We start from the raw sequence: 16,821 nt of genomic DNA, 5'->3' as shown, positions 1-16,821 counted from the left end.
GATTTTCTGACCACCCGCTAGACTCAATGTGCTTAAAGCTCACAACTTTAAGTCGCTAGCCTCAAGGACAAGTCAACTATTCCCACGGAAATCAGGAAGCCGATATGCGCCTTAGAAATCTCAATGTAGCCCCACGTGCGGCGCTGTTTTTCGCGTTAATCATCACATTGGTTTTTGTCCTCGGCGCAGTCGCGGTGGTGCAGATGGGCAAGCTGCGAGAGTCGGAAAAGGATGTCGAAACCAATTGGATGCCCAGCGTCCGACAAACGGCGTTGATGAACGCCGGGGTGATGCGGCTAAGACTCGAAGTCCAGCGCGCCATTGCTGACCCCGAAGCCATTCAAAAAACCGTTGAAACCTTCCCGGGCTTCCGGAAGGACTTCATGAATGCCGTGGCGAACTATGAGCCTCTCGTTGCCAGCGATCAGGAGCGTGCGCTGTATCTGAAGGTCAAGGCTTCCGCCGATGCCTATTCCAAACAGCTGGATATTCTCGAACCGATCATGAAGCGTGCAGACTTGCCCTCGATAGCCAGTCTGAATGTGACAAGCATCCGACCTATCACCTCCCTGATGGAGGGGCAGATCAAAGACCTGACCGAGATCAACAATCAAGGCGCGGCACTGGCGGGTCGAAATGCAACCGACCTCTACTCCAGCGGGCTTTGGCTCGTGGTCGGCCTTATTGCCGGTGTCGTGACGCTGACTGTCGGGCTGGCAATCATTCTGACCAAGAGCATCACCTCCCCTATCAGCGATGCCCTGTCCGTCGCTGAACGCATCGCCAGTAGCGACCTCTCAAAAGAAGTCCGGGTGAGCGGGACCGATGAAGCCGGGCGGCTGTTGAAAGCCCTCGCACAGATGCAGAAAAACCTTCGCAACACCATTTTGCAGATCTCCGACTCCTCCACCCAACTGGCCTCCGCTGCCGAGGAGATGACGGCGGTCACGGAGGAATCCAGTCGAGGCCTTGTTGCGCAGAACGATGAAGTCAATCAAGCCGCTACGGCCGTCACCGAGATGAGCGCGGCGGTTGATGAGGTCGCTCGAAACGCGGAGTCTGCGTCCGAGGAGTCAAGGCGTACCCAAGGCTTTACCGAGGTTGGCCTGGAGCGCGTGGCCCAGACATTGAAATCCATTCAAAAGCTGAGCGGTAATGTTGAAAACACGAGTGACCAGATTCAAGGCTTGTCCAACCGGGCCCAGAGCATCAATAAAGTCGTCGAAGTGATTCAAGCGATCGCCCAACAGACCAACCTTCTGGCGTTGAACGCCGCGATTGAAGCCGCACGGGCCGGTGAACAGGGGCGTGGTTTTGCGGTGGTGGCTGACGAGGTAAGGGCGTTGGCCCACCGCACCCAGCAATCGACCCAAGAGATTGAACAGATGATTGTCGCTATTCAGAGCGAATCCGAGCACGCCGTAGAAGCCATGAATACCAGCAGAGAGTTGGCGACCGAATCCCTCGACGTGGCTCAAGAAGCCAGTAGCTCGCTGGATCAAATTGCCAGCGCTATGACTCAGATCAACGAACGTAACCTCTTGATCGCGACCGCCTCTGAAGAGCAGGCGCACGTTGCGCGTGAGGTCGACCGCAACCTCATCAGTATCCGCGAGCTTGCAGCACAGAGCTCTGCCGGCGCGAACCAAACAGCCAGCGCCTGCAATGAAATGTCCAAACTGGCGGTCAATCTCAATCAGTTGGTGAACCGTTTCGTGGTGTGACGCGTTTTTGTAGCGCCGACACGTCAGGCTATCCAGCCGCCAAGGCGAAGTCCGGGGGATCGAACCGATCGGTCGTGTCCATCCGGATATTTCGCAGGCCCACTGTTTCCAGATGGGACGCATAGAGCGGTTCCGAGAAATAGCTCATCAGGATGGAGCGGCGGCGTGCACCGATCAAGTTCCGACTGCCCGCGTGCACGAGATCGACATCAAAGACCAGGATGTCACCCGCGGAGCCTGAAAGCTGCACAGATCGGGACTCGTCACTGAAATCGAATGGCGGCTCTCCCGGCTCAGGGCGATGGCTGGCGGGGACGATACGTGTCGCGCCATTCTCGGGGCCATAATCGTCGAAATAAGCCAGCGCCCCCACCATGTCGCCGGGGCGTTGGGCCGACAAGTCGCGGTGCAGCAGCTGATGACCGCCACCGGCAACGGGCTCGCGCCCCTCCACCTGCGAGAGGAAGAAGCGTTCCCCAATCAACGCCCCCGCCACCGCCAGCACCTGCGGCAGACGACACACGGCCTGAATCCTGGAATCAAGGTCCAGCAGCGAATGGCGACAGTCCATGCCACGGGGCACAGGCCATTGGTCCGACGGTTTCACACCCGCATCGAACACGGCGCGAAGGTCATCCAACCATTCAGTCGGGATCGCTCGACGGAGCAGCACATAACCCTCTCGATGGAGTTGCTCGCGGTCAATCATGGCGTCTTCAATTCCCTTTAGTACCCATGCGCGTTGCAGAACAGCCCGGCGCCAGACAAAAGCATTGGCCACTGAATCCTAGGCAAGCGGTTGTTTATTCGCAAACAAAAAAAGCCCCGCAACCGAATGCGGTGCGGGGCGAGAAATGAGTAGGTTGCGGCCAACCAAAGGAGCGCGATGAAACGTGTTTACGAGCCGGGGACGCTCAGATGCAATCCTGTGCGGCGCGTTCAAAACTCGAAGGCAGCAAGTTGGAGGCCAGCAAGTGCCGCTCGTAGACGAATATCTTGCCGCCGGTTCCAGCCTTGTGGGCTTCCAGCACGTTGTCCGCCGAGATTTTGCTCGTCACCACGATCCGGTAGCTGCGCTGGGTTTGCGAGACGGTCGGGTTCAACTCGCTACGCTGCAGTTTCGGAATGACGCATTCGGCGTATTCGGCTGGGGTCTTGCTGGTCTGCAAGGTCAGGGTCGGGTCGTTCGGCGCGGAAGCGCAGCCGGCGAGCAACAAAGAGCCAAACGCCATGGCCGTCACAAATAAAGGGCGCATCAATCTCTTCCTGAAAATAAGCGGGGGTGTTCGATGGGGGCGATTCTCCGGCTATTGCCCACAAAGTAGAACTTGCATTTCTTGATGGTGAGTATTACGTCTAGCAATAGTTGCTCACCGTGCAGGCAGATACACGCCCAATCACAACGAGAAAAAAATTGATGAGGAGATCGCCTTGAGAACGTTTGACCTGATCCGCGACGCCGTTTTGCCCGATTTCCGTGAGCGGGTGGCCGACTACCTGATCCAGTACGAAACCGTGCTGCTGGACGAAAACGCGACCGACCCGGAGTTTGTCCAAGCCACCGCCAATCAGTTGCGTGGCTATTTGCGCGGGTTGAACACCACGCGAGTGCTGGGTATGGCGGATTGGGAGGAGCTGGATCGGCGAGTAGTGAATACGTGGCTTTAGCGGCCAATACCAGTCAGTTAAGCTGACTGGCATTAGCCACCAAGAGCCGGTTCCTTACATCCCCGTCCGTCGACGAAGTGGCTGGCCGGCCCTGTCCCTCATGATGCCTGGAACGCTTGCAGTCAGCCCGGCCAGATCGTCGCTCGAGCAGGTTGGCTGTCGAGAGGGTATTTGTAGTCCTTGGTGTCCGAGGCCTCGATTTTAAAGTGCTTCAATGCATCGGCGACCCATACCGCAGAGAGGTCGTGATTGGCATATTTCTCTTTGCTGCAGTAGGTAATGCGGGTCGATTTCTGCAGAAACGACTGGTATCCCTTAGGCATTTTAATACTCCTTTTCAAATAGGGTTCAGAGCACACGACTGACGTTAGTTGGCGACCAGCGCAGTTCTGTGTCCCGGCCATGGTACGACGCCACTTTTACGCGCCGATTTTCAAAGGCACGCAGGTCCCAATTCGGTTGGTAAGACAGGCACAAAATATACGGGTAGCGCAGGTCCCAGAGGTTGATGTCGAGATTCGGGGCGAAGGGCCGCAGCACAGCTTCCGTTTCCCGAGCCGCGCCGCCGCTGTCCCATTGCAGAACACCGCAGGTCTGGGCGTTGATCAAATAGAAGGGGTGCATGCCGTATTTTGGCCCCGCCGGCTGCGCATACCACAGCGCCTTGGCAGCATCGCCCGCACTATCGTCTTCCAGTATGATGCGCTCCGGCACATGGGGATCGACGGCGATCTGCCATGTATTCCAATGCTCGCTGCGGAACTTCAGCAAGGGGATGGCTTGCCCCTTGAAGATGTCATTGCAAACGAACTTCGCCGTACCGTCTTCAGTGGTATAGAGGTCGGCAAAAATCTCAAGCTCCGGCCGCGGCGTCCGCTCCGGATCACCGAAGCCGATCACGTAGACATCGCCCCCCTTGTCCTGGGAGGTGCCGTTGCCGTAGCCGATCAGCCCATAACTGACGCCGGCATAGGGGCACGGCACGCAGCGAAGGGAATCATCGCGCCAGCGATGCAGTGTCGCCTCCGAGCCGCCGCATTTATTCTTCAGGAAAGCGATGATGTGATCCGGCGGACTGTAGCGACTTTCCCGCGGCCAGAATTCCGTCGCCAGCAGTACGATGGCGTGCTCAAGTCCCATGGACTCGACACCGGACTTGAACGCATTCCAGAACTGGTTGATGTCAGACACGGCGCTACCGATAGCGGGGGCCGCGAAATGCTCTTCCCGTCCCTCCAACGTTTTGCGGTCAATCACGCGCACCTTGATACCCGGCCTGCCGACGGCACTGGCAGCCAGCTCTCGCCGTATCGTGTTGCCGACGGTGAGGCTGCTGTAGTGCCAGGTCGAATGGACGCTCAGATAGCGGCCCATGTAGTGATCCAAGGCTGTCTGCGCCGCGATGCGCCGCTTGCTGTCGGCAATAAAGGCGTAGACCGGCTTGAATTCGCGCCCCACGACGACCGGCTTTTCCTCGACGGAAGCGACCCAATTGTTCGTCTTGACGTCATACTTCTTCGGCTCCGTGAAGATAGCACTGGAGAAGATGTCGTTGTCGCCACCCTCAGTGGTGACCGAGGCGTCGCGGCTCTCCCTGTACTCCTTGCGCTCGACCGTATCCTCGAGCGAACCGTCAGCCTTGAAGAAGAGGCCGTACTCGGCTTCCAGTTCGATCTTGATTTTTTCGAGGTCCGTCACTTTGGACTTCTGCACCAGCGCCTGGAAGTACAGATTGCCGCCCAGAGTGATCGAGGTCACCACATCGGTCCCGAACATGTCGAAGAACCGATAGAATTTATGCGCTTCTCCGTGTTTGAACTCCGTAGGCAAGCTGGCAACTTCTGCGTTGAATTTGGACGAGAGCACTGCGGCCTCGACCCCATCGAGCTTCGCACTGCCGAAGACGACGCGCCGAATCCGTACAGCGGCCGTGTTGTCTTGATGGGAGGTATATTTCTTTTCAAAGTTGAGGTGAAATTCCGCAGAGAATTCACCATAGCTGCCAGACAGATTGAATTCGGCCTTTGTTGTGTGGCGATAATCCAGAATCGATCTGAAGAATGATGAGTAATCTTCGCGTCGTGTCTCCCTGTTTCGCGTGATGCCCGTGGAGGATGCAGGGTCAAATACGCGTTCATCCGGGGCCCGGGCTGCGCTGAGGCGGTTTCGACCATGGCCGAGGTCGCCATTGAGCTTATTGTAATCCGCGGATTGGCTGACGCTTGTTGTAGCCATTTCGTCCTTCATGGTGTGCTCCTGCCCGATACTGGGTTAATCGATAATGACGTGATGCAATTGGGTCTTGGCCTTATCGGGTGGAGCCAATATGGGGCGGCAGCGCTCATGGCGACAGGCCACGGTGGTATCAGTTAAGTATCAGTTCGGTATCAGGCGCAACGATGAGCAATGAGCGAGCCACAGCGCTGCGCGGAGGGGGCGAGGGTCGCGTAATCGGCGGGTGGTGAATACGTGGCTTTAGCGAAGGCCCCAGCGAAATTGAAAGAGATCTCTCTTTCCCTTGACTGAAATTTCCTAGAAAATCCTGACCGCTTGTTTGCGCCTGATCTGGCGGCTAGGCTTGGATCTGTCACTGCTCATCAGTGATCGGGTTTGGTAGCCCGACTGACTTCCAGGCGCATAGAGCGCTCATCTCCATACACGCGAGCGCTTTTTTCATGCCCGCCCTGTATGTGTTATGGCGGCTGTGCGTAGGGCGCTCTCGAGCGCGCTGGGTTCCTGGAGTCCCGGTCTACCAACCTGCGTACAGCCACCACCCAATCGTTTGGTAGCGATGAGTGATGGCTCCACTACCCAGGAGCGCATCAATGTTCAAAGTAACCCCCAATCCACCTGCAACACCCAACGTAGAAACCATCGATCCTCGTATCGTCGACCGAGCGTTGTCTCACTACAACCTTGGCCCGGAGGCTGGCTCGAAACCCATCCAAAACACTGTGCTGCATGGTCATCTGCCTGACCCTAGGAATCAGGAGGACGTCTTGGTCAACGTCTACTCGATTCTGCAATCCGCTGCGGCCACAGCCTATGAGCACGCCGACAACCAAACCGGTTCGAACCGTAAGGTGGCGATGGGTGTGGTGCATCTGATAGAGCTGGCACAACTGAGAATGGACTCGGTGTTGGATGGGCAGACAGTCGGCGTCAGCGGCTGACAGTGTTCTGAGGATAAACGGGAAGCCTGGCTTCCCGTTTTGTTGATTGCGATTCGGATCTTCGGTTGTTCGGAAACGTTGAAATTCAGTGCTAACTCTGCGAGTAATGAACGCTTTGTTTCCCGCTCAGAACGTTCCCTAGGAGCCATTAATTTCATACCAATAGCTGCATCGGCCGATTCTGTTGAAAAAATCGGTCATGGCTTCTACGTCAAAAATACGCGATTGAGATTGAATTTTTTACTTTAAGCTGAGGATTCCAAGCTCATATTTCGCATAGCCTCGCGCAAAAAAAGCGTTTTCAACGGTCAGTATGCAAGCTGTTTGGAAGGACCAACCCTTTCAACAAAGTCTGCCAATAACCAACATTCCAGCGTCTTGATCTCCAGTCTACATTTTGCGCTTATATCTTTAAGCCACGGCGCGACGCCGAACGTTGAGTCTTTCCTTGAAACTCAAATCGGGACAACGATTCGACCGCGGGCGACGCAGACGTTTTCTTTAACCGCGAAACATTCCACATAATGATCGCCCTGAAAGCTTGATCGCTCGATGATCTGATGCGGCCCAGTGTCCATCTTTATATCTCCCCTGATCATATCCCGTGTGATCGCTTCAGGGCCTACGTTTTTCACCTTCCAGTAGATCTTGTACGGAGCAGGAACATCCGTTTCAGCTACCCAAAAGGTCAGCTCGCGCTCCTTCGGAACTCTGTAGGTCATCACCCTAGACATGAGATTGCGAAGCCGGTCGCCCTCATCCTTGATACTACATTCGATGCGCAGGTTGTATTGGATGTCGAGGCTAAATTTTTGGCCGATGAACTGCTCAGTGTTCTTGACCCGACCCTCGGTGATCGCTTGTTGTTTCTCTTGCTCGACGTACTCAGGGAAATGCTCACCGAAAACAGTGCTCCACCTTTCATGGGCAACGTCGGAATCGTCCAGGGCCTCTTGCAATCGCCGCAGAGCTTTTTTGGCTTTAGGGTGGAATCGACCAGATTTGCCTACGATCGAACCGCTACCCGGCGCTCTCCATTGCTCTTTATCCTCATCAATGTCCACCAGATACGCAAAGAAATCTCGGGACATATCTCCATATGCGGAATACGACTCCTCGTTGTAGTCCGTTGTGCTTTTGAGAAACTGGTAACACAGGGTGTCAATGAGCATCCCTTTCATGGGCACGCCGTGGTCATTTTTCCACGCACGTACCATTTTGCAAAGCCGCTTGAGGTTGTGGTTCTTGTCCTGATTCAACCGATTGATCTCATCGATTTCTGCGACCGGATTGCAGGGCTTCCAGTTGCCTCCGTCGTTGGCATCCGGGTAGGTGTAGCTTCCGTCAACGTGTTCGAATACGGGCAAGACCTCGACGACATACCCCGAGAAATCGATCGACACCACCTGCTGCTGAGCTCGCACAGTATGGTTAGGAAAGCGCTCCTTGAGTGCCAAGCGAATCTCACCAAGTAGCGACGATTGCTTGTTGTTCTCGTACTTCTGAAACCGGTCATATACTGCCCAAGGCAGTACAAAAGCCATGTCTAGGTCGCTCACACCATGCACAGCCGTGTGGCGCCCGTACGAGCCTACTTGACGGCAGTGCTGGGTGGTAGATTCACTGTCGTAATATTTGCCGTTGAGCTTTTCTGTGATCTGGCGGTAACTCTTGGAAATCTCATCCGCATTCTTGACCGCCAGGTTCTTTCGGAACTGTTCGAAAAGCTCTTTACTCATGGGTGCAAATCCTTTGCAGTGCTACGACAAATTCGTGGCATGAACTGAGACACAGCGTCGCGATTATGGCTATCGAGATTGCGGCGATCACTGCGTAGAACGAGAAAGGGATCTTGTCCCTCAGTAGAGAGAATTTCCTGTACTCATCGATCCAGCCAACCTGCTGATCCCAAAAAAATTTTTTGTGCGCGAGCCATCCAGAAAACAGGATGTGCTTGGTCAGACACTTTTTTCTGAACGTATCGGTAATGAGATCTAGCTCATGCTGATGCGCAGGAGTAAACCCAGTAGCAGACTCGCATTGAGCATGCAGCAGCTTCAACCGATCGAATAGCTCAGTCAGCGTGGTACCCGCTTGAAAATATTGTCCCTTCGTTTCTGAGTAATACGTGATGTACAAGCTGCAAATCCCGACCACCGTGATAAGTGCCGAGACGTGCTTGGCGGCCAAAACGTCGATGTAAAGAGAAAGGACACCGATAATGAGTGAGATCATGCCGATCCACCCAGGTGCTTTCTCTACGATGTCATAGGTGGAGAAATGAAGTTTGGCGGAGTACCCGACGTCGTACGCCTTTTCCGCGATCATTCGCAGCGCAATCTGCTGATCCATTGTGAACCTCTAAACGCAATCTCTATGGCTTCGCCAACCGCAGTGCCGATGAGCCGGCTCTTTATTCCTGCTCCGCAGCGCGCATCAGCCACTGCGATAGAAAAGCTTGTGAACGTTATGTTAATCCTGATTTGAACTGGGATAGTCTGGGGGAGCGGAAAAGCGAGCGAGGAGCTACTTCTGGCCGATTGCAGCCTGTTAACAACAGCAGCATTGGACCGTTCCAGACTGTCAATGAGCGCCCACCTTTTGGCGAGTGTTAACTGAACATCTTCGGCCATCACAAACCGCACCTCATCACCTGCCTCTTCATGCCAGGCTACCTCCGAGCATCTAGTCTTTTCAAAAATTCTTGAATATTGTTTTGCACGGCACGATTAATGGACTCTTTAGCACGGACAGCGCCTGAAAATGCATATCCCGGAGAAACAACGCCCTTATTGGTAATCGTTTCTTCGAGCAAGGTTTCACCCGTTTTCCGATTCACCAGCAGATATTTTGCAGAAGTATCAGTGACCATGGTCGCCCCACCCATCGGGGGATCCAGTTCCTGGATTTTGACGAAGAGATTCACTTTCTTTGTCGACTCGTCGTCGAACATTGAGCTTTTGTTGATGGCCTCGACGACCGCTCTCTCCCAAAGCTCGGGAATGGCTTCCCCATTCGAGGGAACCTCTCCGGTCTGCTCGTTCGGGGCCGCATAGGAGACGGAAACCGCGCGAAGGTCCGCATCAAGCTTGTGGGTCGAGGGGGAAACGTCCTGGACTGAGAAATTCAGTGGTGGTGCAGAGGAGCACCCCGCCAGTAAGGTGATCAGCAATGCTCCGATGGCAATCCTTGCGTGCATTCTGGCGCTCTTCCATGAGATGAATGCGGCCATTTAATATCACAGGATATGGGGCTGAAGTAGAACAAAGCTGTAACACATAATGTCAAAGTTAGCCGACGGCCTAATGCCAGTCAGCTAAGCGAAACGGGCCATTGTAGGAGCGAGCTTGCTCGCGATGAACGTTAACGCAGCGTTTGCTGGGCGAATGCGGTGCTCTCAGGTCCATCGCGAGCAAGCTCGCTCCTACAAAATCCCCTTAACCCAGCAGCTCTTTCAGTGAGGCAGGCCGTTCCTGTTGAGCCTGAGGTAATGTTCACGAATCACCTCGGCCATATCCACAACGGCTGGATCCGCGCCTTCGGCCACCCTCAGTTGGATTGCAAAGTCCGGCAACAGGGGCAACCCGGATTCGCTTCCAAGCTCATGCAAATCATCAGGCACCAGCGAGCGCAACCACGGCGTCAGGGCCAGCTCGCTGCGCACGGTTGAAAGCGTCGCCTCCGCCGAGGCGTTTTCGAAAACGACCCTCCAACTGATACCCGCCTCGCTCAACAATGAAAATGCCGTGCTGCGGAATGTGCAGGTCGGCGTGACAAAACAGAGAGGCAAGGGTCGCTGGCGAAACAGTTCGCCTGAACCGCCCACCCAGACCAAGGCCTCCACAGCCAGATACTCACCCACGGCGTCACGGGCCGGGCATTGGTTGATCGTCAGATCAACAAGGCCCTTAGCGTAATCCTGCATCAGGTCCACCGACGAGCCCGTGACAAGACTCACTTCTACCTCTGGATAGCGTTGCGCGTAGGTCTTGAGAACCGGCGCGAAATGCGCCCCGGCCATGTCATAAGGCACGCCCAGCCGCACTTTTTTCGGAGTCGTCGCGCCGAGCATTTCCTCACACAACTGATCGTTGAGACCGAGCAGACGCCGAGCATGGGGCAGTAATCCCGCGCCCCGCTCAGTCAAGCGACTGCCACGGACATCACGCTCCACCAGCACGCAATCGAAAAAAGCTTCCAGGCGTTTGATCTGCTGGCTTATGCCGCCTTGAGTGATATGCAAACGCCGGGCAGCCGCGCTGATGCTGCCCGCTTCCGCCACGCCGACAAATGTCCGCAGGAGAGTGAGATCAATAGTGCGAATTCTGGGCATTGCCGAACCATTACGAACCCTAATGCCCGCATTATAGACATTCGATATCCCCCGTCGACTGGCCAATGTACTTTGCCCTGCCCACACTGACGGAGCCCGAACAATGATCATCGCCAACAGCCCCATCAACATCGAAGCCGCCCTGGACAACGTGACCCAACACTGGTCGCCGCAAGTCATCGGCCGCGTCAACGATCAGTACATCAAGGTGGCCAAGCTCAAAGGTGAACTGCTCTGGCATGCCCATGCCGACGAAGATGAAATGTTCATGGTGGTCTATGGCACCTTGAAGATTCAGTTGGAGCACCGAGAGGTGATCCTCAAGGCCGGCGAATTTTATGTCATACCCAAGGGGGTCAGGCATAACCCGGTGGCTGACGACGAGTGTGGCATCGTGTTGATTGAAACCCTCACGACGCTACATACCGGCGATGAGATCACTTCCAGAAGCGTTCCTATCGAGACACAACTCGCATGATGAAGCCCTCTCCCACCACCATCAGCCTCAACGCCCGTGTTCAGGAAGCCATGCAGGCTGTCGCATAAATGGGCAACCGTTTAACGACACCGGTTGTGCTCCGCAAGTGCTGACTGATGAGGGCCAACCGACAATCATCAGTCAGACATACTATTTATCCTGAAGACTGTCGTACGCGGCCTTACCTTTTGCCGACAACATCGGCTTCACGTCCAGCCAGGACAACGAGTAATCCAGATCACAGTCACGACCTGTAGCGGCTTCCGCCAGATTGATTCCCTTGGCATCAAATGTCAGCTCAAGCGGACCATGCTCGCTATCGGCACATTCAGGACCAAGCTCCGTGTGCGCCTTTAACCATGCATTCAATTTTTCCTGGGAACCGATCCAGCTCCAGGGGTCTACCTCATCACCGGTATCCAGATTCCAGGTATGGTAGGTCCAACTGATTCCACTTCGACCATAGCCCTTTTCCCAATGATAAAACTGTACTGTCACCCAGTGAGTAGTCCAATACGTCGGTTTTACCGATATCTCGCTGGTGAAAGGCTTAGCAAAATCAGTCAACGACTCACGTCGTTCGCGGTTGAAGGTTTCAACACCCTTAGGGTCATAGGCAATTTTGGCGATTGCCTTGTTTATCTTGCGAGTCGCCGAGTCGTTATTTCCCACCACGCTGAGAGTCTTCTGACCAGCCTTGGTAGCGACGGTATAGGCATGTCCATTCGTTGAACCTTTCTCAATGGTAGTCATGCCATTGGTCGCTTCCAGCGAATTGACATACGCGTCACTACCACAGTCCTTGCTGGCTTCTGAAGGCTCTACCCGCTGAAGCACAATAGGCAGTGCTGTAGCGTCCTTCGGAGAATGCCAGGTGCCCTTAATTGCGGCGTCACTTGACGTATCAATGTTCCAGGTGCCCGTCGACTGGCCATCTTCGGTGTGCTCATTCCATGCGCCAGGCACTGAGGTAGCGGACAGCGGGATCGGAACCCGATGGCGGTTGTAGTAATAACTACCGCCATCACCATTAGCTTGGGGGTTGAAACAGGCGGTGATGGCGCTACTACCCAACTGACCTTGCCAAACACCTTGAAGCGCTGTTTGCGCCTGGGAGGCGGTTGATACAGATATTGCGCCCCAAAAAAAGATCAGCGTGAGCAGAGATCTCGACGTCTCTTTCGCCATGCCCAACACCGAAGCCGGACAGCTCACCGAGTTATTTGACTGTCGGGTTATGTTCTCGACATCCTGCATCATATGGTCAATCTTCCGTGACGGGTTTCGGCCTGGTGCCCTGCTCAAACGATATCATTTTAAACATTGGCCAGACCCACTCAATTCAGCTTTTCCCGGCGATACTCATGGGGCGTTTCCCCCGTCAACTTGCGAAACATGCTTATAAACGAAGAGGAACTGTTGTAGCCGAGATCGAAGGCTATCGCTTCGACGGTAGCGCCATGGCGCAGCAGTTCGAGTGAGCGCATCACTTTCAAGCGTTGTTTCCACTGCGCCAGCGACATTCCCAGATCACGCTGACAGCGCCGCAGCAGCGTGCGCTCTGTCGCGTTGACCAGCCGGGCCCAATCCCCCAGAGAGCGGTCGTCGGCGGGGTTCTGCTCCAGGCGCTCAAGGATGGGAGACAGAATGGGGTCATTGGAGCCAGGTAGGTAGCTGCCCTCTCGAGACGTTTTGTTCAGCCGGTCCAACAAGACGTACAGCAGACGACTGTCCTCTTCCGTTTGAGCCAGCGCTGGGGGAGATGCCCGCAGCTCATCCAGCAGCGCGCGTATCAAGGGCGTAATCGTCAGCGCACAGGCACTCTCAGGCAACTGTTCGCACAGGGGTTCAGCGATATAGAGCGAACAATGACAGGCTTCCTGGCGATTGAGAGCCCAGTGTTCGGCGTTGGGTGGCAGCCATACGCCGTAGTGCGGAGGCGCAATAAAATGCTTGTCCGACAGCTTGATCTCCATGACACCACTGAATGAATACACAAACTCGCCCCAGGGATGTCGGTGCGTTGGATAGGTGGCGGAGGCTGGTATCTGGGCGGTTCGAAAATAGATGGGCGCCGGGATCTCACTCGTGAACGGCGCGATGATCAGGTGCACGGCAGGCTTGTTCATGGAGGTGGCCGCGTGGTTGAAATCGAATGACTATTATGCGCTATCGCTTGTCGTTTTGACGCTATATCCGACAGTTCCGCCGACCGCAGACTGCCCCCATACATTCGTTCGGGGTAGCATGCGATGGATAATCGTCAGCCTATTGATCATCAAGCCGTGGTGATGATGATCGTGATCTGTGCCATTTGGGGCCTTCAGCAGGTAGCGATCAAGGTCGCGGCGCAGGATGTGGTGCCGCTGTTTCAAATTGCCCTGCGCTCCGGTATCGCCGCGGTCATGGTGGGCCTGCTCTTGTTGCTGCGTCGATATCGGGTGCAGTGCAGCATCGACACCTGGCGAGGCGGAACAATCGTCGGGGTGCTTTTTGCAATCGAGTACATCGCTGTCTCTGAAGGGCTGGGCTACACGTCCGCCGCTCATATGGTGATCTTCCTCTACACCGCTCCGATTTTTGCAGCCATCGGCCTGCACTTTCGATTCGCCAGTGAGCGACTCGCCCTTGTGCAATGGGTGGGTATTCTGATCGCGTTTGCCGGCATCACGCTGGCTTTTTATGGACCCGGGGCAACAGGTGCGTCGGCGAGCGCCCAACGTTTTGGCGATGCGCTGGGTTTGTTGGCGGCGATCGCCTGGGGGGCGACCACGCTGACCATACGCTGCTCGCGACTCACGAATGCACCCGCGCCATTGACGCTTTTCTACCAACTGGTCGTAGCTTTTGTGATCTTGGGCCTGATGGCTTGGGCGACGGGGCAAAACCATATGCACGTGTCGATGACTGCACTTGCAAGCCTGGCCTTCCAAACCGTCATCTTTTCGTTCTTGAGCCTTATGGCTTGGTTTTGGCTGCTGGGCCGCTATCTCGGGTCGCGCCTCGGCGTGCTCTCACTCCTCACCCCTTTGTTTGGTGTGGCGTTCGGCGTCTGGTTACTGGGCGAAACGTTGGAGGCATCATTCGTTATCGGCTCGATACTGGTCCTGATCGGCATTGGAGTGGTCAGCGGCCATGATCTTCTGGGAAAGAGCACGCGCCTGCGCGTGCTCGCAAATCAGCAGTCCTCCTAGGAGTCCTGGCTCATTCGACCAACGCCAAAGCGTCCGCTCCGGCAACCATGCGAAGCGGCGCTGCCGGGTCGGTGGCTGCACGCCAGACGGCTTCGGCCACATCACGCGACAAAGTGACCTCAGACGACTGGGCCCATTGTGCGAAGACGCTCTGCGCCAGATCGGCATAGGCCTCGGGGATGAGTATTCGCGCCTGTGCGTTTTCACCGAAGCGCGTTTCAGGCGCCCGGCCCGGGAGTACCAGACTCACACGGATATTGAACGGCTGAAGCTCCAGGGCCAGCGACTCGGTGAACGCATTGATCGCCGCCTTGCTCGCGGTGTACACGGAAAGCAGCGCGAGGGACTTCAAGGTCACGCTCGACGTGACGTTCACCACCGTGCCGGCCTTGCGCTGCCGGAACTGAGGCAGCACCGCCTGGGTCATCGCTATCGTGCCAAGGGTGTTGGTCTCGAAAACACTCCGTGCGGTCTCCATCGGCGTGCCTTCAAGGGCCCCCAACATGCCAATCCCGGCATTATTGACCAGCACATCGATGGGGCCTGCGGCCTCGATTGCCTGACGGATGCTATGGGGGTCGGTCACGTCGAGCGCCAGTACACGCAGATGCTCGGAACGCGGCAATACATCCTCGCGAGGCGTGCGCATGGTGGCGATGACCTTCCAATCGCGCTCGAGAAAGTATCGGGCGGTTTCAAGGCCGAAACCGGACGAGCACCCTGTTATCAGAACGGTTTTCATCAATGACTTCCTGCAGGTAATGGCTGGTACAGAAACGATACGGCCCCGTTACCGGACTTGCTACACTCGAAAGTCCATATTCCATTCGCAAGAGTCCTGCCCATGATTGATCCCTTGGCGGAAGTCGTCAGCCTGCTCCAGCCGTGCGCGCCGTTCTCGAAAGTCGTCAGCGGTGCGGGTCGCTGGCGTGTTCGCCGATCGGAAGCCGGGCAGCCTTTCTACTGCGTGCTCCTCGAAGGTTCGTCCCGCCTCACGGTTGAGGGGCGCGAGCCGATCGACCTCCAGGAAGGTGACTTCGTCTTGATTCCCTCCTCGCCCGGCTTTGCGATGTCGAGTATTGAACCGCCGCCCGAGGAGGTTGAGACAGCACCCGTCGCGCTGCTCCACGGCGAGTTTCGGCTGGGTGTGCAAGGCGGTGCCCATGAAGTGCTGTTACTGGTGGGCCACTGTGTCTTCGGCTCGCCGGACGCTGCCTTGCTGGTATCGCTCCTTCCGCAGTTCGTCCATGTTCGTGGCGAGAGAAGACTCGCCACCCTTGTTCAACTGGTGGGCGAAGAGGCGCGCGCGCAGCGACCGGCGCGGGAGGTGATCCTGGCCCACCTGTTGGAGGTGCTGCTGATCGAAGCCCTCCGATCCACGCTGGGGCCCGCCACCTCGCCGGGCCTACTGCGTGGGCTTGCCGATGAGCGCCTCGCCGTGGCGATCAGACGCATGCACGAAAGCCCGACCCGATCGTGGACGGTTGCGCAATTGGCGAAAGAGGCCGCCCTCTCCCGTTCGGCCTTCTTCGAGCGATTCAATCGCGCGCTGGGCACAGCACCGATGGCCTATTTGCTGACTTGGCGCATGGCCTTGGCCAAGAATCTGCTGCGCCGCAAGGAAGGCGGCCTGGCGGAAATTGCACAGCGCGTTGGGTATAGCTCCGCGAGCGCGTTCAGCGTCGCCTTCACCCGCCATGTCGGACTGTCGCCGACGCGTTATGCGCAGAACGAGGCGGATCCAGTCATGGCTGGCTGAGCGAGCCACACCTGAAACTTCACTCCTCGGCTATGGACCACCCACGTGTATCTACGCGCAGCAAGCGACGTTATTTCCTACATTTAGCCCGGAAGAGACTGGCTATCTCAGCCCATTGAGAAAGAGACATCATCAGTCGATCAACGGTGGTGTCTGACGCGTTTTCAGCCATCGGCGTACCACCGAAAAAAACAGGGCCACGTAGAGGCTTGGGAGGTCGGAGTGCAAAACCTGGCATCGAAATCCGCTCTGATACGCACAGAGAAACAACTGATTCAAAAAACCGTCGATTTGGGTCGAGAGCTGCGAGGCTCGATCAAAGACCTCTGCGACTCGGTCAAAGCTCAAGGTGAGCAGATAGGCGCCCTTGCCCTAGCCATGGCTAATCAGGGAAACGAGCTTCGCGCTGAATTCAAGGAGCAAGGCAACGAGCTTCGCGCCGAAATCAGAGAGCAAGGCAACGAATTTCGCTGCGCAATGGAAAAACAGAGC

General features: G+C 56.0%; 17 protein-coding genes and 2 pseudogenes. 8 read left to right on the top strand and 11 right to left on the bottom strand.

Features of this window, described 5'->3' with window-relative positions:
* Positions 1-104: 104 nt before the first annotated feature.
* A pseudogene (locus tag HX866_RS34675) lies at positions 105-866 on the top strand (MCP four helix bundle domain-containing protein); the annotation flags it as partial.
* Positions 861-1,724: a methyl-accepting chemotaxis protein gene (locus HX866_RS34670; protein WP_371319237.1), complete on the top strand. Its 864-nt coding sequence runs from the start codon at positions 861-863 to the stop codon at positions 1,722-1,724. The pseudogene HX866_RS34675 and the gene HX866_RS34670, both read left to right, overlap by 6 nt.
* 28 nt (positions 1,725-1,752) lie before the next feature.
* Here HX866_RS34670 and HX866_RS06205 read toward each other — a convergent pair whose 3' ends face one another.
* Positions 1,753-2,433, bottom strand: coding sequence for a phytanoyl-CoA dioxygenase family protein (locus tag HX866_RS06205; protein ID WP_177125959.1), 681 nt, complete (start codon positions 2,431-2,433; stop codon positions 1,753-1,755).
* Between the two features lie 205 nt (positions 2,434-2,638).
* Positions 2,639-2,980, bottom strand: coding sequence for a hypothetical protein (locus HX866_RS06200; protein WP_177102373.1), 342 nt, complete (start codon positions 2,978-2,980; stop codon positions 2,639-2,641).
* Positions 2,981-3,155: 175 nt separating this feature from the next.
* Between HX866_RS06200 and HX866_RS06195 the strand changes: the two genes are divergently transcribed.
* Positions 3,156-3,392, top strand: coding sequence for a hypothetical protein (locus HX866_RS06195; RefSeq protein ID WP_177091902.1), 237 nt, complete (start codon positions 3,156-3,158; stop codon positions 3,390-3,392).
* 122 nt (positions 3,393-3,514) lie between these two features.
* On the opposite strand, the gene HX866_RS06190 is transcribed toward HX866_RS06195, so the two are convergent.
* Together HX866_RS06190 and HX866_RS06185 are read right to left on the bottom strand one after the other, a co-directional pair.
* A complete protein-coding gene (locus HX866_RS06190; RefSeq protein WP_177125958.1) occupies positions 3,515-3,715 on the bottom strand; it encodes a hypothetical protein in 201 nt (66 codons plus the stop codon).
* 25 nt (positions 3,716-3,740) lie between these two features.
* The gene (locus HX866_RS06185) at positions 3,741-5,639 is read right to left on the bottom strand and encodes an MAC/perforin domain-containing protein (protein WP_177138546.1); all 1,899 of its coding nucleotides are present in this window, start codon (positions 5,637-5,639) and stop codon (positions 3,741-3,743) included.
* A gap of 578 nt (positions 5,640-6,217) precedes the next feature.
* Between HX866_RS06185 and HX866_RS06180 the strand changes: the two genes are divergently transcribed.
* Entirely contained in the window at positions 6,218-6,565 is a 348-nt protein-coding gene (locus HX866_RS06180; RefSeq protein ID WP_177091899.1) for a DUF6124 family protein, read from the top strand.
* Positions 6,566-7,020: 455 nt separating this feature from the next.
* Here HX866_RS06180 and HX866_RS06175 read toward each other — a convergent pair whose 3' ends face one another.
* The 4 genes from HX866_RS06175 to HX866_RS06160 form a co-directional block, all read right to left on the bottom strand.
* Complete coding sequence (locus HX866_RS06175; protein ID WP_177091898.1) at positions 7,021-8,304, bottom strand: SMODS domain-containing nucleotidyltransferase; 1,284 nt, start codon at positions 8,302-8,304, stop codon at positions 7,021-7,023.
* Positions 8,297-8,917: an SLATT domain-containing protein gene (locus HX866_RS06170; protein ID WP_177091897.1), complete on the bottom strand. Its 621-nt coding sequence runs from the start codon at positions 8,915-8,917 to the stop codon at positions 8,297-8,299. Before HX866_RS06170 ends, HX866_RS06175 begins: the two co-directional genes overlap by 8 nt.
* A gap of 319 nt (positions 8,918-9,236) precedes the next feature.
* Positions 9,237-9,797 (bottom strand): UDP-N-acetylglucosamine acyltransferase, encoded by a 561-nt coding sequence (locus tag HX866_RS06165; protein ID WP_256344830.1) that lies wholly within the window; start codon positions 9,795-9,797, stop codon positions 9,237-9,239.
* Positions 9,798-10,019: 222 nt separating this feature from the next.
* Positions 10,020-11,030 (bottom strand): LysR family transcriptional regulator, encoded by a 1,011-nt coding sequence (locus HX866_RS06160; RefSeq protein WP_256344829.1) that lies wholly within the window; start codon positions 11,028-11,030, stop codon positions 10,020-10,022.
* Between HX866_RS06160 and HX866_RS06155 the strand changes: the two genes are divergently transcribed.
* Positions 11,002-11,376, top strand: coding sequence for a cupin domain-containing protein (locus tag HX866_RS06155; RefSeq protein WP_177138545.1), 375 nt, complete (start codon positions 11,002-11,004; stop codon positions 11,374-11,376). The genes HX866_RS06160 and HX866_RS06155 overlap by 29 nt on opposite strands.
* Positions 11,377-11,526: 150 nt before the next feature.
* Here the strand turns inward: HX866_RS06155 and HX866_RS06150 are convergent, their stop codons facing one another.
* Complete coding sequence (locus tag HX866_RS06150) at positions 11,527-12,636, bottom strand: hypothetical protein (RefSeq protein ID WP_177125956.1); 1,110 nt, start codon at positions 12,634-12,636, stop codon at positions 11,527-11,529.
* A gap of 77 nt (positions 12,637-12,713) precedes the next feature.
* Positions 12,714-13,505 carry an AraC family transcriptional regulator gene (locus HX866_RS06145; RefSeq protein WP_177125955.1) on the bottom strand — a complete coding sequence of 264 codons (792 nt, stop codon included), beginning with the start codon at positions 13,503-13,505 and terminating at the stop codon, positions 12,714-12,716.
* A gap of 123 nt (positions 13,506-13,628) precedes the next feature.
* Here HX866_RS06145 and HX866_RS06140 point away from each other — a divergent pair, with 123 nt between their 5' ends.
* On the top strand, positions 13,629-14,570 hold the full coding sequence (locus HX866_RS06140; protein ID WP_177138543.1) for a DMT family transporter: 942 nt from the start codon (positions 13,629-13,631) through the stop codon (positions 14,568-14,570).
* A gap of 10 nt (positions 14,571-14,580) precedes the next feature.
* Here HX866_RS06140 and HX866_RS06135 read toward each other — a convergent pair whose 3' ends face one another.
* Positions 14,581-15,312 (bottom strand): SDR family oxidoreductase, encoded by a 732-nt coding sequence (locus tag HX866_RS06135; protein ID WP_177138542.1) that lies wholly within the window; start codon positions 15,310-15,312, stop codon positions 14,581-14,583.
* Positions 15,313-15,414: 102 nt separating this feature from the next.
* Here HX866_RS06135 and HX866_RS06130 point away from each other — a divergent pair, with 102 nt between their 5' ends.
* Together HX866_RS06130 and HX866_RS06125 are read left to right on the top strand one after the other, a co-directional pair.
* Positions 15,415-16,329 carry an AraC family transcriptional regulator gene (locus HX866_RS06130; protein WP_177138540.1) on the top strand — a complete coding sequence of 305 codons (915 nt, stop codon included), beginning with the start codon at positions 15,415-15,417 and terminating at the stop codon, positions 16,327-16,329.
* 222 nt (positions 16,330-16,551) lie between these two features.
* Positions 16,552-16,821 (top strand): annotated as a pseudogene (locus HX866_RS06125) (hypothetical protein); the annotation flags it as partial.

The sequence above is a fragment of the Pseudomonas gingeri genome (genome assembly GCF_013386165.1).
Taxonomy (GTDB): domain Bacteria; phylum Pseudomonadota; class Gammaproteobacteria; order Pseudomonadales; family Pseudomonadaceae; genus Aquipseudomonas; species Aquipseudomonas gingeri_C.
The sequence above is the reverse complement of the archived record's forward strand: the minus strand, read 5'-3'. Positions and strand labels throughout refer to the sequence as shown.

Excerpts from the sequence above, each read along its gene's own strand:
- HX866_RS06175 (WP_177091898.1), bottom strand. The coding sequence starts at position 8,304 with ATGAGTAAAGAGCTTTTCGAACAGTTCCGAAAGAACCTGGCGGTCAAG.
- HX866_RS06150 (WP_177125956.1), bottom strand. The coding sequence starts at position 12,636 with ATGATGCAGGATGTCGAGAACATAACCCGACAGTCAAATAACTCGGTG.
- HX866_RS06130 (WP_177138540.1), top strand. The coding sequence starts at position 15,415 with ATGATTGATCCCTTGGCGGAAGTCGTCAGCCTGCTCCAGCCGTGCGCG.
- HX866_RS06165 (WP_256344830.1), bottom strand. The coding sequence starts at position 9,797 with ATGGCCGCATTCATCTCATGGAAGAGCGCCAGAATGCACGCAAGGATT.
- HX866_RS06200 (WP_177102373.1), bottom strand. The coding sequence starts at position 2,980 with ATGCGCCCTTTATTTGTGACGGCCATGGCGTTTGGCTCTTTGTTGCTC.
- HX866_RS06185 (WP_177138546.1), bottom strand. The coding sequence starts at position 5,639 with ATGAAGGACGAAATGGCTACAACAAGCGTCAGCCAATCCGCGGATTAC.
- HX866_RS06135 (WP_177138542.1), bottom strand. The coding sequence starts at position 15,312 with ATGAAAACCGTTCTGATAACAGGGTGCTCGTCCGGTTTCGGCCTTGAA.
- HX866_RS06140 (WP_177138543.1), top strand. The coding sequence starts at position 13,629 with ATGGATAATCGTCAGCCTATTGATCATCAAGCCGTGGTGATGATGATC.
- HX866_RS06205 (WP_177125959.1), bottom strand. The coding sequence starts at position 2,433 with ATGATTGACCGCGAGCAACTCCATCGAGAGGGTTATGTGCTGCTCCGT.
- HX866_RS06180 (WP_177091899.1), top strand. The coding sequence starts at position 6,218 with ATGTTCAAAGTAACCCCCAATCCACCTGCAACACCCAACGTAGAAACC.
- HX866_RS06145 (WP_177125955.1), bottom strand. The coding sequence starts at position 13,505 with ATGAACAAGCCTGCCGTGCACCTGATCATCGCGCCGTTCACGAGTGAG.
- HX866_RS06155 (WP_177138545.1), top strand. The coding sequence starts at position 11,002 with ATGATCATCGCCAACAGCCCCATCAACATCGAAGCCGCCCTGGACAAC.
- HX866_RS34670 (WP_371319237.1), top strand. The coding sequence starts at position 861 with ATGCAGAAAAACCTTCGCAACACCATTTTGCAGATCTCCGACTCCTCC.
- HX866_RS06190 (WP_177125958.1), bottom strand. The coding sequence starts at position 3,715 with ATGCCTAAGGGATACCAGTCGTTTCTGCAGAAATCGACCCGCATTACC.
- HX866_RS06170 (WP_177091897.1), bottom strand. The coding sequence starts at position 8,917 with ATGGATCAGCAGATTGCGCTGCGAATGATCGCGGAAAAGGCGTACGAC.
- HX866_RS06160 (WP_256344829.1), bottom strand. The coding sequence starts at position 11,030 with ATGTTGATGGGGCTGTTGGCGATGATCATTGTTCGGGCTCCGTCAGTG.